Consider the following 14,768-nt stretch of genomic DNA (forward strand, 5'->3'; position numbering starts at 1 on the left):
ATATGCAACACCATAGTCTCTAGCGTCATCAGGGAAGCCAAGATTTCTGTTAGCTTCGACAGTGTCAAATCCCTGATCCTGCAGCTTGTAAGCTTTGATCTTGTTAAGTAATCCTATTCCTCTTCCCTCCTGTCTCAGGTATACTACTACTCCTTCTCCAGTTTCTTCGATTTTTTCCAGAGCATAGGCAAGCTGATTTCCGCAATCACATCTTAGAGAGCCTAATACATCTCCTGTAAAGCATTCTGAGTGCAATCTGACCAATACATTTTCTTTATCTTTTACATCTCCTTTTATGATTGCTATGTGTTCTTTGTCGCCGAAGGTTTCTTTGTAGCCGATTATTCTGAAGTTTCCATATTTACTTGGTAAAAGTGCGTCATCTACTTTTTCAACAAGTTTTTCGGTTTTCCAGCGGTATTTTACTATTTCCTCTATTTTTATCATCTTTAGACCAAACTTTTTGGAAAATTCTACAAGTTGGGGTAACCTAGCCATTGTTCCGTCATCATTTGCAATCTCACATATTACTCCAACAGGGTAAAGTCCTGCTATTTTTAGCAGATCTACTGTTGCCTCAGTATGTCCAGGTCTTACTACAACTCCTCCTTTTCTAGCCCTCAGTGGGAAGACATGTCCAGGTCTGATAAAGTCTTCAGGTTTAGCATCAATTGATGCTAGCTTTCTTATTGTAATGCTTCTGTCATAAGCAGATATTCCAGTAGTGGTTCCCTCTTTAGCATCAACTGAGATAGTAAACCATGTGGAAAAATTGTCTGAGCTATTTTCTGCCATTAAGTATAGGTTTAGCTTTTCAGTAAGTTTTGCATCCATAGGAACACATATAAGTCCTCTGCCATGTTTCATCATAAAGTTCACCATTTCAGGAGTTGCGAACTGGCCTGCTCCGACGAGATCTCCTTCATTCTCTCTATCCTCGTTATCAACAACTATTACGACTTTCCCATTTCTAAGATCAGATATAATCTCTTCAATGTTGTTGAACATATCCGTTCCTCAGGGTATAGAAATCGGGAACAAATAAAATATAAGAAAACGAGCAAGATTTTTCAAAAATCAGTATGCTCCTTTACCCTTTATTACAACAGATATTGTTTTAAGAATTATAACTATATCAAGCCAGAATGACCAGTTTTCAACATACCATATTTCGGTTCTAACCCTAAAATCAAAGTCAGTTTCGCTTCGTCCTGAAACTTGCCACAGCCCAGTAATACCAGGTCTGACTGCATAGTAATACATTTTACCTTCTTCCCTGTAATACTTTTCTATTTCTTCCTCAAATGCAGCTCTAGGGCCTACAACGCTCATATCTCCTAGAAGCACGTTTATGAACTGTGGTAACTCATCTAAACTAAACTTTCTAAGCACTTTGCCAATTTTGGTTACCCTTGGATCATTCTTTAGCTTTCTATATTTTTCCCATTCTTCCTTTTTTGCAGGATCGCTTTCTAAAATTTCTTTAAGTCTCTCATCAGCATCAGCATACATACTTCTCAGTTTCAGGCAGTAGAATGTTTTCCCCCCTTTCTTAACCCTTTTAGATTTGTATATTGGCCAACCTGGAGATTCAGAAACAATAAGAAGAGATAGTAGGCCAATTACTGGAAGAATAAAGATGAGAACAATAAGGCTGAATATTATGTCAAAGGTTCTTTTCAAAAATCTGTTTATTGGCAAAAGAAGATTGTTTCTTACGGAGATGAAGGGAACGTTTTGGTCTATTACAAACAGCATCTCACTATTTAGCAAAGGCATTTTAGCAGTGCTGGGTATAACCATAGTTTTCCTAATAGAGGAATGTATCTGTGATATGAGCTTTGCAAAGAATTCGTCAGAAGCATTATCAAGATATATCAGTGCTAGATCCATTTTGGATTTACTAATTTTATTTTTTATTCTCTCCAAGTTTTCTTCGTCATATCTTCTTACAAAAATTATTCTTCTTATTCTCACAAGCAGAGATCTGTTTTTTTTGACAACTTCGTAAAGGATTTTTTTAGCGTTTTCTGAATCTACAATGACTACGGTCCTAAATACGAAGATAGGGATGTAATACATAAGGTATTTTGCGATGCCTCTTAGTGTCATTGATGTAGGTATGTAGAGTAAGGATGTTATCACAACTAAAAATCTACTGTCTAAATCATACCATCTACCTATGTATGATATGGACATTGCTATTATGAAGCTCATAATTGCAATATTGATGATTCTTCTTGACTCTTCCCAAAAGGAAAATGTGCTTGTGTATAGCTTTTGGAAGGCTGAGATAGTCAGAAACACTATCCATATCCAAGAGGGGTAAAATGGACCTAGTATTGGTGGTAGGTTATCGGGAACGGTGTAGGTTGTATAGTTGACTATAAACAGCCTGATTGCCATAGCGAGGTAGTTAGCTATGTATATTGCTAACAAATCTAATGCCAAGAGAACTAAGAATCTTACAGTTGAGCGCATTTGGAACATACTGTAATTATTCTAAATTAACCGAGTGCTTACTACCAAATTTCTCTGGTGAATTTTATATAGGATCTAAAACTTAATAGTTGAGTATAGTTTTGTTTTTACTTCCCTCACATTCTCTTCGGGAGCGGGTTAACGTTTCTCAGCAAGTATCTGTAAGACTTGTGGGAAAACTTATGAGGTGATTCAGGTATTTTCTATGAGCTTAAGTAGCACGGTGGTAAATACCATTACTGCTTCATCTTTGTAGAAGAATCCTTCCGTAGTTTTAGCTTTCACGCCTATTCTGTCTTTATCAATATTAAGGGTTGTTGATAAGTTCTGCTTGATTTTCTCAATGTAAGGTTGCAGTTTTGGTTCATTTGCTATTATTGTTGAGTCAATATTTTCAATAGTGAATCCTCTTGAGAACACTTTTTCTAGGGTATTTTTGAGAATTTCCATACTGTTCATATTTATGGTTTCTTGTGAGGTATCGGGGTAATGGTATCCTATATCTCTTTCACCAATAGCGCCGAGTAAGGCGTCGGTGATAGCATGTGCAAGCACATCACCATCAGAATGTGCTAAGAAACCCTTCTCATACGGTATTTCAATTCCTCCTAGTATAAACTTTCTACCTTCAACTAGTCTATGGATATCAAAACCTTGACCTACTCTATAATGAGCCATTCTATGTTTCTCCGTTAAGAGATTTTTTGTTGTAAGTCACAAGAAATAGTATGGATGAAGGAATGCTAGAGATCAAATTGGAGGATTTGTGGGTAGTGGAGTAGGGAGTAGGAGGGTAGCATTTATGGTCGACTAAGTTCTTTTGAAGTGTGATTTAGTGTTTCCGATCGTTTATTATTCCAACAAAAACTTCTTTGTTGTTGGAGGTTGAAGTATGATTGGGGAGGAAGTAGAAACTCATATTGAAGATAGGAAGAAAAAGTCTGCTAGTATTCTTTCCGAGATAATATTGGGGGGACAAGACGGTCTTGTCAATACTCTTGGTGTTGTGCTTGGGATAATTGCAGCAACTTCTGATATAAAGGTTATTTTGGCTGGAGCTATTGCAGCAGCTTTTGCTGAGAGTATTTCCATGGCAGCAGTTGCTTATACATCAAAGCAAGCTGAATATGAAAACTATCTTTCGGAGCTACATAGAGAAAGAGAGGACATTGAAAATATTCCTGAGATAGAGAAGGAGGAGATAAGAAGGATATTTAAAAAATGGGGAGTTCAAGACAGTGATACTGAAGCTTTGGTGGATATTGTCTCTAGGAACAAAAATGCTTGGGTTGAGATAATGATGGCTCATGAGTTAGAGCTTGGCAAGATATCGCACGGGAAACCTCTGAAGTTTTCTCTTACAGTTGGACTTTCCGCTTTGATCGGTTCTTTTCTGCCGATCGTGCCAGTGATGTTTCTTTCTGTTAGTTATGCTTGGATAGGCTCTTTGGTTGTGTCTGCATTGGCGCTAATTATTATAGGTTATGTTAAAGCTAAGCTTACGGTCGGTAATCCTTTGAAAGGGGGAATAAAGCTTATGGTTATAGGAATACTTTCCGCTCTTGCAGGATATGTAATAGGATATCTAGTTGGGGGTGGAAGGTGATATCCGCTAGGTCCGAAATTTTCTGCGTGATAGGTAACCCCGTAAAGCACTCTAGATCACCTCTGGTCCATAACTTTCTATTTCGCAAAATGGGTATAGATGCAGTGTATGTCGCTTTTGAGGTTAAGAGTTTGAAAACATTCTTTGAGTTTGCAAGAGATGTTGGAATAAAGGGTATAAGCATAACTATTCCCCACAAAGTAGAAGCGATGAAGTTTGTTGATAGAGTTGATGAAGTTTCTCTAAGGGTTGGGGCTATAAATACTGTGAAAAATAGAGATGGTGTTTTGGAGGGATATAACACTGATGTGGAAGGAGTAGTGAGATCCTTTGAGTCAAGAGGAGTTAAGGATTTATGTGGTAAAACTGCGCTAATAGTCGGTAGTGGTGGGGTGGCAAGAAGCTGTATATTAGCTTTCGCGAAAATGAATATATCAAGACTTGTAATCTCTGGAAGAACTGAGGAGAAGGTTCGTAGGTTGGTGAATGATGTAAAATCTTTCTTTGAGAAAACTGAAGGAATTGATCTGAAAAGTGTTGATAAAGTGATAGATGAGGTTGATGTTATTGCTAATTGCACGCCTGTTGGAATGCTTCCTAACGTTGAGGAAAGTCCCATTGATGTATCATTACTAAAAAGTAAACACATAGTTTTTGATACCATCTATACTCCTATTGAGACTAAGCTTATAAGATGTGCAAAAGAAAAGAATTGTCTGGTTATTTATGGTATTGATATGTTTGTATTTCAGGCATTAGAGCAGGAAAGGATTTGGTTAGATAGGCGGGATATCTACTATTTTAAGGAAGAACTCATTACTCTTTTAACTCAGATTCACTGAACACCTCAGCAGTAAACACATATATTTCTGTGTCTTCTTTTTTATATTCCATAGGATGTAAGCCTGCTTTTATACAAGTGTGTTGAAGAAATGTTATTCTATCCCAATTATGTTCAGTTGCTACTTGGGGTAACAATAGTCCCTGATGGTGGCCTCTTCTTACGATTAGTCCATGTTTACCAACTTCTATTTCTGAGATTGAATCAATTTTCCTAGGTTCGGAAAGTATTGACACTTCTATCTCAATCTCACTTAGTTCTTCAGGTGAAAGGGGATCAAATCTCGGGTCTCTGGTTGCTGAAGAAATTGCTGTGTCCACCAAAAGGTTTGAGAATTCTTTAACAGGGTAGATATAGCCTATACATCCTCGTAGGTTGTTTCTTTTCATTATTGTTACGAATACTCCATTTTTGAGTTGAAGTTTTTCAACTGCTTTTTTTCGTCTCCAAAGCTCTTCTTTTTTTTCAGGGTAAAACAGGGATTCAATAGCATTCCTTGCTAGTTCTAGAATTTTCCTTTTATCTTCCTTACTAAGCATATCTAGAATTATAAATCATTCCGAGCACTTTTTCATTAAAGTTATGGCCTATTTCAATAAATTCCAAGATCTAACAACTAGGTAAGGCTTTTCTTTTACTCTTCTTGCAGGCCCTGTTGACGGGTGAATACTTAAAGTACCTAAGAGGCTTGGTGTGAAGTAAAGTCTTATAACTGGTGAGCATCATCTAGAGCTGAAGTGAGTAAGTAGACAAAAAGTTTAGACTCTGCTTACTTACCTAATGGAAGTTGGAATCTATTGTGGTCTGGTCAAACCTTTTAACACCTTTGTGGGTTATACCTATGAAACGCTGAAAAAGATTAATTAGATACTTTAACCAAATTTAGGCGCAAGTTGAAAGAGAAAGCCGTGGCTTGTGAAAATTATTTGGGTTTTGAGTAATGTTATGAGGATAGGTGTTGGGAATGGTGGACTGATTGTTCCTGATGAGGTTGATATTCCTTATATAGAGGGAGATGGAATAGGAGCAGACATATTTAGAGTAGCTATTCCTGTATGGAATGAAGCTGTGTATAAGGCTTATGGGGGTAAGAGGAGAGTTAACTGGATAGAGGTATTTGCTGGAGAAAAAGCTTATCAAAGGTTTGGAGAGTATCTGCCTAAGGAAACTCTAGATACTATCAGGGAGCATATAGTTTCAATAAAGGGGCCTCTCAGCACACCTGTAGGTGGAGGTATAAGGTCCTTGAATGTCACGATAAGGCAGAGTTTGGATTTATTTGCTGTGGTAAGGCCTGTGAGGTACTTTAAGGGAATATCTACTCCAGTTAAGCACCCAGAGAAGGTGAATATGGTCATCTTTAGAGAAGCTACTGAAGATTTATATGCTGGTATTGAGTGGAGAAGTGATTCTGAGGAAGCTAAAAGGTTTAGAGAATTTTTGAAAAGAGAGTTTGGGATTACAATAAGAGATGATGCTGGAATAGGAGTAAAGCCTATATCTGAATTTGGAACGAAGAGACTGATGAGGTTGGCAATAGATTACGCAATTAGGTTAGGTTTTGATACAATAACTATTATGCATAAGGGCAATATAATGAAGTTTACAGAGGGGGCATTTAGGGAATGGTGTTATGAGGTAGCTCTAAGTGAATATAGAGAGTATGTTGTCACTGAAGATGAGGTTAGATCTGGTGTATCTAGAGAGGGGAAGATACTTATAAACGATGTCATAGCAGACAATATGTTTCAGCAGGTTTTGACAAGGCCTGAAAACTATAAGATAATAGTTGCCCCGAATGTCAATGGAGATTATATATCAGATGCTTTGGCAGCGCAGGTTGGTGGTCTTGGGATGGCCCCAGGAGGCAATATAGGAAATCCTTACGCTGTTTTTGAGGCAACACATGGTTCTGCTCCAAAGTACGCAGGTCAGGATAAGGTAAATCCTTCTTCTCTCATACTTTCCGGATGTTTGATGTTTGAGTATTTAGGATGGAAAGAAGTCTCGCAGTTGATACAGAGTGCTATAGAAAAGGTAATCCAAGGGAGAACAGTTACTTATGATCTTGCTCGGGAAATGGAAGATGCTAGAGAGGTTAGATGTTCTGAATTTGGAGAGTTGATAATTAAAAATCTGTAGCTTCTAGTTTCCCGGCAGTCTGTTTTCTGTGGAGAACTTTTGTTCAAAGTTTTCTATCTCATTTAAAAGGAAGCTAAGAATTTCTTCATTCTTTACCTTCTTATAGATTTTCCCGCTTTTGTATATCACTGATGTTGTTTTACCACAGCATACTCCTATATCTGCATCTTTTGATTCTCCGGGACCATTTACTACGCATCCCATTATTGCTACCTTCAGTTTTTTCTTTAGATTTTTTACCTTCTCTTCAAATTTGTTGGCTAATTCTATGATATCTACATCTGCTCTTGCGCACATAGGGCATGAGATGACCTCAATATATGTAGGTTTGTATCCGAGTTGTTGAAGTATTGCTACTCCTATTTCTACCTCTTTTACCGGATCTCCAGTTAGCGATACTCTTATTGTATCGCCTATACCCTCCATAAGCAAGATCCCTATTCCTAGAGTGCTTTTTATGGTTGACTTAAACTCTGTTCCAGCCTCAGTTACACCTAAGTGTAGAGGATAGTCGCACATGGAAGCTATCATTCTGTAGGCCTTTATGGTAGATAAAACATCGGTGTGTTTGACAGAAATTACTATATCATAAAATCCAAGATCCTCAAGTATTCTTACATTTTCAAGGGCAAAGGATACTAGTGCTTCTGGTGAGGGAGTTGGGTATCTTGTCCTATCAATTGATCCGGCGTTGATTCCAACCCTTATGGGGATTCCGTTATCTTTACAAACTCTGACAACTTCCTTTATTTTCCACTTCTCTTTTATATTTCCAGGATTGAGTCTTATTTTATCCGCTCCGTTTTTTATTGTTTCAAGCGCTAATTTGTAGTCAAAGTGGATATCTGCTACTATTGGTGTTTTTACGACTGCCTTTATTTTCTTTATTGCATTTGCGGATTCAATATCCGGCACTCCCAGACGCACAATATCTACTCCAGCTTCCTCACACCTTCTTATTGTGTCAATCACTGCTTTTACATCGGTAGTCTTGACAGTTGGCATTGTTTGGACCGTTACTGGATAATCCCCCCCTATGAATAGGTTACCTACTCTTACTTTCCTACTTACTCTTCTCTTTATCATACTTCTGAAGACACTTATGGAGGAAGTCTCTTATTCACCTTGCATAGGAATGAGCTTCCTCTAAATAAATATGCTTTCGTTGTTTGCTTTCTCTTTGTTCAGTTTTCAGCTTTGATAAATATAGCATTGATATGCTTAGCAAGTCAAATGATAAAGATGTAAGGCTATAGATTCCAATTTTCAATAGGTAAGCAAACAAGATTCTAAGTTTTTTCCTTACTTATTTAGAAGAGTATTCACCCAGTCCTGAAAGGAACTGCAAGGAGAAAGGACACAAGTTGATTAAAGGGATTTCTTGACTTTGGGAACATGACAGTTGCAAAGTCGGATTGGAAGAGATGTATATCAGAAGTGATATATAGATTATGATAGTTAGTTTGAGGTAGAAGCTAAGGCTATTTAGCTTTTTACTACTTTTGAAACATCTTTATTGTTAGGTTTGTTAGGCTTACTGTAGGATCAGAGGCTCTTTAATAGAGAGGTTGTAGAGTAGTTATATTCCTGATATGCTAAGCTTTATGGGCTAAGAACTTCATAATGTTGGGATTTTTTTAGTGTTTCCGAAAATTTTTAGGAGGTGGAGATTTTTGGTTTCGGTGGGGAAGTGGAATGGAGATTAGCAGAGAATAGAGCTTGGGTGGCTTGTGGTAGTATGGATGAGAATTTTTGTGGAAAACATTTGATAAATTATAGAATTTTTTTTATAATATATCTGTAGAGAGGTGGAGTGTGACGAATGTTTTATCTCAGGAGGAAATAGACCATCTTCTTTCAGCCCTACAGACGGGTGGTGAGGTTAAAGAGATTTCCTCACTTAGTGTGGAACCTACCTCACCTTCTGTAATAAAGAAAAATATAAAAAGCTACGATTTTAGAAGGCCTGATCGTTTCTCCAAGGATCAGTTGAGGACACTGCAGATGATTCACGAGACTTTTGCAAGATTGACTTCAACTTTCCTTTCAGCACAACTAAGATTAGTTGTCCAAGTTCATGTTGCCTCTACTGATCAGCTTACCTATGAAGAGTTTTCCAGAAGTATTCCTTCTCCTACAACGCTTGGAATAATAAATATGGAACCTCTTAAAGGTAGTGCGGTTTTGGAGATAGATCCTACCATAACTTTTGTGGTGATAGATAGGTTGTTTGGTGGTAAAGGTGAAACATTGAAGGATAACAGAGAGCTAACGGATATAGAAAAATCTGTTATGGAAAGTGTTATAGTTAGGATTCTATCTAACCTTAGGGAGTCGTGGGCAAATGTTATTGATCTTAGACCTAGGTTGGGTAATATTGAAGTCAATCCTCAGTTTGCTCAGCTAGTGCCTCCTACAGATATGGTTGTTCTAATAACCTTTGATGTCAAGATAGGTGAGGCCGAAGGTATGATGAATTTATGTGTTCCGTATGTTACAATAGAGCCGATAATGTCAAAGCTTAGCGCGCAGTACTGGTATTCTGGTATAAAGAAAATTATGACTAAGGAAACATTGGATTTGGTCAAGGATACTCTTAATAAAGTTGAGCTTGACATAAGTGTTATAATTGGATCTACTACCCTTAAGTTTAGGGACATTAGGAAGCTTAAACCTGGGGATGTCATAAGGCTTGATCAGAGTATGAGGGATAACATGATAATGAAGGTTGAGAATAAGGAGAAGTTCTACTGTAGGCCTGGTAAAGTTGGAAAGAAAGTTGCTGTGCAAATAACTGGAATAATAGAAAGGTTGTCAGAAGATATATTAGAATTAGTTTTAAGGGAGGTGGAGGACTAGTATGTTTGGAGGAGAGGGACATCTTTCGCAAGAAGAGATGGATGCACTTCTTAGTGCGACTGATACATTTGATACCTTTAAGGGTTTTGATATGACTAGAGCGGTAGATACAGGTGAAGGTCTTTTGACAGAGATAGACAGAAGTAATCTTACCGAGCTTTTTAAGCAAATATTGGAAGCTCAGAGAAGTATGCTTAGGGCGCAAATACCTGGAAAGGAAGTTGTCATTTCTGGTTTAAGTATAGATACTTTTGATAGTTCTAGGTTATCTATGGAGATTGTGGGTGAATCTGTGGATGTTAGATTTAATATTTCTGGTAATATTACAGGTGAGGTGCATTTTATTTATCCTTCCAACGCGCTTTTAGCGATCATGAATCCGTTGATAGGAGATGAGGCGAATACACTTCTATCGGACCTGATCATGGCGACTTTCCAGCAAAATATTTCTATGATTATATCTAACTTTGTGACCAATCTGAGCGAAAAAACTGGGAAAATCTTGGCAGCAGGGGCACCAATTGTGCAGAAGTTATCTGATATTAGGAATGTGACTTTTCCTAATGTTCCGTTGCTGATGGTGTCTTTCTCAATGGGAGTGGGTAGTAGACAAGGTAGAATGTATTGGATTTTGCCACAGAATACTGCAAAACAGATAATTCTTTCTTACACGACCAAGAAGATACCTGAAGCGGAAAGGGGAGTGCTAAAAACAAAGGGTGAGGCTGAGGAGCAAGGGAAACTTGTAGTAAGACCAGTAGAGTTTGGTTCTTTGGAAGAAGTTTCGGTTGAAGCGGAAGGGTCGTTTGCGCTGATTCTTGATGTTCCTGTGCAGATAACTGTTGAGCTTGGTAGAACCAAAATGTTGGTGAAGGAGGTTCTGCAGTTAGGAGAGGGGTCGGTAGTTGAATTAGATAAACTTGCAGGTGAGCCTGTAGATATATTGGTCAATGGAAGGTTGATTGCAAAGGAGATTGAAGGAAAGCTTCGGCGTAAGAATAACAGAAATAGTCAACCACATTGATAGAATGTTCAAGTATTCTGAAAAAGGATAAACTGAAAAGGTTTTTTGCCGACAATTTATTTAGATAGCGGTATCCAGGGAAACAGGAGATGATTACTGAAGAAATAATTGAGGATCAGGGTAGGATAGAAAAAATACTCAGTTACCTGAAGGAAAATAAAAGCACTTTAAGTTTGAAAACAAATAATGGAATAGTTGTCTCTTTCGCTATTAGCGATTTTTCTGCAAATATTATCAACATCAAGGAAGTGACTGTTATAACTGGAAATTCTTCAATTGAGGAGTGTATAGGAGTAGGTGCTCTTGTTGAAGCTGGATATGGGGCAAATACCGTCAAATTTGATTCAGTTTTGCTTGATAAAACCGTTTTGAAGTTCCCTTACAGGCTCATAATGCATCCAAAAAGGAAATATGTGAGGATTGATGTTAAGGGGAATCCCCTTATAACTAACATGTATACCATTCTTTCAATGAAGGTTATAGACCCAACTATAAAGGATAGCACTCTTCAACAGAAAATAGACGCAATTCTCAAAACAATTGAGAGCAATATAAGAAGAAGTGAAAACTACGATTTTGCCAAAGTTATGCTGTTTGATGGATCAGAGAAAAGTGTAATATATCACTTGGTCAGACTACACAAGAAACCATTTGCTGTATTTGATACATCCAATATCAAAATCAAGGAAGATTTTGTGGTTTCTTATGAGGATTACATAAAGTTCTTATCTCAAGCTGGTAAGAGTTACTCCGAGATAAGTAAGAGTATAGACGAGATCAGGCAGTTTTATATTGAGAATAGAATAATAAGTGAAGCTGTTGTGCCAATAATGTTTGATGAGGAGGCTATAGGGGTAATAAGGGTAATGTCAAAGACCCAGAAACTGTCGCCTGGAATGATAAAAAGATTGGTTGGAGTTTCACAGAATGCATCTCTTAAGCTTGAAACAGAGGGAGCATTTGAGATAATAACTAGAGACCGGCAAGAAATAATGGATATAAGTGTTGGTGGTATGAGAGTTGTAATAAAAGATCCTATCTTCCCGAAGTATACTAGATTAGGCAAAAGGGTTTTCTGTCAAGTATATTTCCCAGATACTACATCTATAAAAACTCTGGCCTCGGTTGCTAACATATATGGCAGGGTTGAGGATACTCTTGTTGATGTAGGTTTAAAATTTTCTTCAAACATAGATTGGAAAGATAAAACAAAACTGGAGAACTTTGTAAATTCCATAATTGATCTTGAGAGAAAGGGAGCTCATAGACTTGCGAAAAAGACTCAATAGTTCATCACAACTATTCCTCTAACTTCTTTAGATATATCTCTGAAGATCATAAAGTTTCTAAACCCTTTCAGATAAAAGAACTTTTTGACTTTTTCTGCTTGGGCTTCATCCCCCACTTCTAGAATAATTTTACCGTTCTTTCTAAGAAATTCTTTTGCCCTGTCAGCAATCCTTATATAGAAATCTAGTCCTAGGATTCCACCATATAGAGCTATCGTTGGTTCTTTTTTCACGTCGCTAGGTAGATATTTATAGTCTTTGCTTGATATGTAGGGAGGATTAGAAATTATGAGGTCAAACTTTCCCCATCCAATGCGTTCCCATATATTCTCAAACACATCAGATTTTATAATCTCCACTCCCTGGACTTCTCCAAGGATGTTTTTCACGTTTTCTAGGCAGGTCTCAATTGCAATATCAGATATGTCGCTCATTACTACATAGGCACCTGGAAAGATTTTTTTCAGGGTTATTCCTATTATTCCAGTGCCTGTGCCTATATCAAGAATATACTCTGGAGATCTACACATATTCTTTGCTACATCTATCAATGATTCGGTATCAAATCTAGGGATGAGAACTCCTTCTCTTACTTTAAACTTCAGTCCCCAGAAATATTTATACCCAATAAGATACTCAAGAGGTTCAAATTTGCTTCTTCTTTCAACAAGGCTCAATATCTCTTTCTGTTTTTCCTCGGAAACTTCGGTATCTCTAAGTAGGTAGATATCCACTCTGTTTATGTTCAGTACGTGTGAAACTATTATTTCAGCATCGGTTTTCGGGGTAGGTAAGCCAGATGAGGATAGGAGCTTTAAGCTTTCTTTAAATACCTCAATGATTTTCATAGTAAAAATATAAAGAAACAATTGCTAAGTTCCAACACTTGCAACTGAGGTTAGCTTTTTGCGAGAGTATTAAAATATTGTTTGACCACTTTCTCAGTATCTTTGGATATAGCAAGTTCTTCATTAGTAGGCATGACTACAACTTTTACCTTGGAAGAAGGCTTTGATATTATTCCTGCTTGTCCTCTCACGGTTTTTGTGTTTAATTCTTCGTCTATTTCTATGCCAATTTCTTCAAGTCCTTCTAATATCTTGCTTCTGGTAAGAGGTGAATTTTCACCTACTCCTGCGGTAAATGTAATTGCATCTACTCTCACTAGCTCAAAGAAGTATGCTCCTATGTATTTTCTTATTCTCCTGCAGTACATATCAAATGCTAGGGTAGCCTTCTCATTTCCTTTTTCATACTCTTCTTCTATTACTCTCATATCATTGGAAAGTCCGCTTATACCTAAAACTCCACTTTCTCTGTTAAGGATTTTGTCCATTTCTGAAGGAGAAATTCCCTCTTTATCCATTATAAACAGTGGAACACTAGGGTCTATGTCGCCACATCTTGTTCCCATTATCAGTCCCTCAAGAGGAGTAAAACCCATAGAGGTATCAAAAGATTTTCCTTCCCTGATAGCGGTTATGCTTGCTCCATTTCCTAGGTGACAGGTTATTAAGTTCACTTTGCTAAGCTCTAGTCCTAACAGTTCTGCAGTCTTGATTGCTACATACCTATGTGATGTTCCATGAAAACCATATCTTCTTATTCTATATATCTCGTAGTATTTGTATGGTATAGCATATAGGTAATTTTCTGGAGGTATAGTTTGGTGAAAGGCAGTATCAAACACTGCTACTTGAGGAATAGTTGGCAAGATTTCCCTGCAAGCTAAAATCCCAATAAGATTCGGTGGGTTGTGTAGAGGAGCAAGTTTACCAAATTCCCTTATATATTCAATGACTTCGTCATCTATAAGCACGCTCTCAAAGAACTTGTGTCCCCCATGAACAACTCTATGTCCAATTGCTTCTATCTTCAGTTCATTTGCTGTGATTAGTTTGACCACTAACCCAATAGCTTCTTTGTGATCCCTAGCCAGAATATCTTCCTTAAACTTTTCACCTCCCAAAGTGTAGGTGTGAGTGGCTCCTATGCTACCAATTCTGTCAATCAGCCCCTTTAGGAAAACTTCACCAGTTTCAGTCTCAATAAGCTGATACTTTACTGATGAACTTCCAGAATTTATAACAAGCACCTTCATGGCAAAATTAAGTGTAAACAATGTAGCAAAAAGCTTTCAATGTATCTTTCACATGACTTCCTTTGTATGTAGTAGCGAAGTATAGGAGGGCAACTTCCGCTATTTTCTTCCTGAGTTTGGTGGAAGATCAAATAGAAAGTTTTTGATGAAGTGATTTATAGTTTTTCTGCGATTCATATATACCTTTTGTCTTTATTTTACGGGGCGATAGGAGGTTGTTTCACTTTAATCTTTACCAAACTCCTCTACAAACTTCTTAAGTCTTCAGTATCCCAAGTCACTTTCTAGAATACATCGTAGAAGTTGTGTTTTTGAGTACTATGGTTTCATCCCGTTCAATCCCTAAAAGGGCAGGTAAAAACCAGAATAAAAAGCTTGACAAACGCGCCCCTTTTTGTGTTTCAATCCCTAAAAGGGCAGGTAAA

The 14,768-nt window shown here is 37.5% G+C and carries 13 protein-coding genes; 6 read left to right on the forward strand and 7 right to left on the reverse strand.

Annotated elements, in window-relative coordinates:
- The 3 genes from ribB to ispF form a co-directional block, all read right to left on the reverse strand.
- The coding region (gene ribB, locus ABDH28_04225; GenBank protein ID MEN2998221.1) for a 3,4-dihydroxy-2-butanone-4-phosphate synthase at window positions 1-1,008 on the reverse strand (1,008 nt) is incomplete at its 3' end.
- Between the two features lie 69 nt (window positions 1,009-1,077).
- Entirely contained in the window at window positions 1,078-2,490 is a 1,413-nt protein-coding gene (locus ABDH28_04230; GenBank protein ID MEN2998222.1) for an exopolysaccharide biosynthesis polyprenyl glycosylphosphotransferase, read from the reverse strand.
- A 183-nt stretch (window positions 2,491-2,673) separates the two neighbouring features.
- Window positions 2,674-3,159 carry a 2-C-methyl-D-erythritol 2,4-cyclodiphosphate synthase gene (gene ispF, locus ABDH28_04235; protein MEN2998223.1) on the reverse strand — a complete coding sequence of 162 codons (486 nt, stop codon included), beginning with the start codon at window positions 3,157-3,159 and terminating at the stop codon, window positions 2,674-2,676.
- A 214-nt stretch (window positions 3,160-3,373) separates the two neighbouring features.
- On the opposite strand from ispF, the gene ABDH28_04240 reads away from it, so the two are divergent.
- Together ABDH28_04240 and aroE are read left to right on the forward strand one after the other, a co-directional pair.
- A complete protein-coding gene (locus ABDH28_04240) occupies window positions 3,374-4,087 on the forward strand; it encodes a VIT1/CCC1 transporter family protein (GenBank protein ID MEN2998224.1) in 714 nt (237 codons plus the stop codon).
- Window positions 4,084-4,929, forward strand: coding sequence for a shikimate dehydrogenase (aroE, locus tag ABDH28_04245; protein ID MEN2998225.1), 846 nt, complete (start codon window positions 4,084-4,086; stop codon window positions 4,927-4,929). The genes ABDH28_04240 and aroE overlap by 4 nt, the downstream gene beginning before the upstream one ends.
- Here the strand turns inward: aroE and amrA are convergent.
- A complete protein-coding gene (amrA, locus tag ABDH28_04250; GenBank protein MEN2998226.1) occupies window positions 4,904-5,467 on the reverse strand; it encodes an AmmeMemoRadiSam system protein A in 564 nt (187 codons plus the stop codon). The genes aroE and amrA overlap by 26 nt on opposite strands.
- A gap of 394 nt (window positions 5,468-5,861) precedes the next feature.
- On the opposite strand from amrA, the gene icd reads away from it, so the two are divergent.
- Window positions 5,862-7,070: an isocitrate dehydrogenase (NADP(+)) gene (icd, locus tag ABDH28_04255; GenBank protein ID MEN2998227.1), complete on the forward strand. Its 1,209-nt coding sequence runs from the start codon at window positions 5,862-5,864 to the stop codon at window positions 7,068-7,070.
- Window positions 7,071-7,073: 3 nt separating this feature from the next.
- Here icd and ispG read toward each other — a convergent pair whose 3' ends face one another.
- Complete coding sequence (ispG, locus tag ABDH28_04260) at window positions 7,074-8,156, reverse strand: flavodoxin-dependent (E)-4-hydroxy-3-methylbut-2-enyl-diphosphate synthase (protein MEN2998228.1); 1,083 nt, start codon at window positions 8,154-8,156, stop codon at window positions 7,074-7,076.
- A gap of 729 nt (window positions 8,157-8,885) precedes the next feature.
- On the opposite strand from ispG, the gene fliM reads away from it, so the two are divergent.
- The 3 genes from fliM to ABDH28_04275 all read left to right on the forward strand — a co-directional run bounded on the left by fliM (window position 8,886) and on the right by ABDH28_04275 (window position 12,242).
- Window positions 8,886-9,929 carry a flagellar motor switch protein FliM gene (fliM, locus tag ABDH28_04265; GenBank protein MEN2998229.1) on the forward strand — a complete coding sequence of 348 codons (1,044 nt, stop codon included), beginning with the start codon at window positions 8,886-8,888 and terminating at the stop codon, window positions 9,927-9,929.
- A gap of 1 nt (window position 9,930) precedes the next feature.
- Window positions 9,931-10,953, forward strand: coding sequence for a FliM/FliN family flagellar motor switch protein (locus ABDH28_04270; GenBank protein ID MEN2998230.1), 1,023 nt, complete (start codon window positions 9,931-9,933; stop codon window positions 10,951-10,953).
- Between the two features lie 89 nt (window positions 10,954-11,042).
- The gene (locus ABDH28_04275) at window positions 11,043-12,242 is read left to right on the forward strand and encodes a DUF1577 domain-containing protein (GenBank protein MEN2998231.1); all 1,200 of its coding nucleotides are present in this window, start codon (window positions 11,043-11,045) and stop codon (window positions 12,240-12,242) included.
- On the opposite strand, the gene prmC is transcribed toward ABDH28_04275, so the two are convergent.
- Together prmC and ABDH28_04285 are read right to left on the reverse strand one after the other, a co-directional pair.
- Window positions 12,236-13,090 (reverse strand): peptide chain release factor N(5)-glutamine methyltransferase, encoded by an 855-nt coding sequence (gene prmC, locus ABDH28_04280; GenBank protein ID MEN2998232.1) that lies wholly within the window; start codon window positions 13,088-13,090, stop codon window positions 12,236-12,238. The genes ABDH28_04275 and prmC overlap by 7 nt on opposite strands.
- Before the next feature lie 50 nt (window positions 13,091-13,140).
- On the reverse strand, window positions 13,141-14,343 hold the full coding sequence (locus ABDH28_04285) for an acetate kinase (GenBank protein ID MEN2998233.1): 1,203 nt from the start codon (window positions 14,341-14,343) through the stop codon (window positions 13,141-13,143).
- Window positions 14,344-14,768: the final 425 nt, after the last annotated feature.

It is taken from the genome of Brevinematia bacterium (genome assembly GCA_039630355.1).
Classification (GTDB): Bacteria; Spirochaetota; Brevinematia; order DTOW01; family DTOW01; genus SKYB106.

Coding starts and splice junctions, on each gene's coding strand:
- ABDH28_04230 (MEN2998222.1), bottom strand. CDS start 2,490: ATGTTCCAAATGCGCTCAACTGTAAGATTCTTAGTTCTCTTGGCATTA.
- ispF (MEN2998223.1), bottom strand. CDS start 3,159: ATGGCTCATTATAGAGTAGGTCAAGGTTTTGATATCCATAGACTAGTT.
- ABDH28_04240 (MEN2998224.1), top strand. CDS start 3,374: ATGATTGGGGAGGAAGTAGAAACTCATATTGAAGATAGGAAGAAAAAG.
- amrA (MEN2998226.1), bottom strand. CDS start 5,467: ATGCTTAGTAAGGAAGATAAAAGGAAAATTCTAGAACTAGCAAGGAAT.
- ispG (MEN2998228.1), bottom strand. CDS start 8,156: ATGATAAAGAGAAGAGTAAGTAGGAAAGTAAGAGTAGGTAACCTATTC.
- ABDH28_04270 (MEN2998230.1), top strand. CDS start 9,931: ATGTTTGGAGGAGAGGGACATCTTTCGCAAGAAGAGATGGATGCACTT.
- ABDH28_04275 (MEN2998231.1), top strand. CDS start 11,043: ATGATTACTGAAGAAATAATTGAGGATCAGGGTAGGATAGAAAAAATA.
- prmC (MEN2998232.1), bottom strand. CDS start 13,090: ATGAAAATCATTGAGGTATTTAAAGAAAGCTTAAAGCTCCTATCCTCA.
- ABDH28_04285 (MEN2998233.1), bottom strand. CDS start 14,343: ATGAAGGTGCTTGTTATAAATTCTGGAAGTTCATCAGTAAAGTATCAG.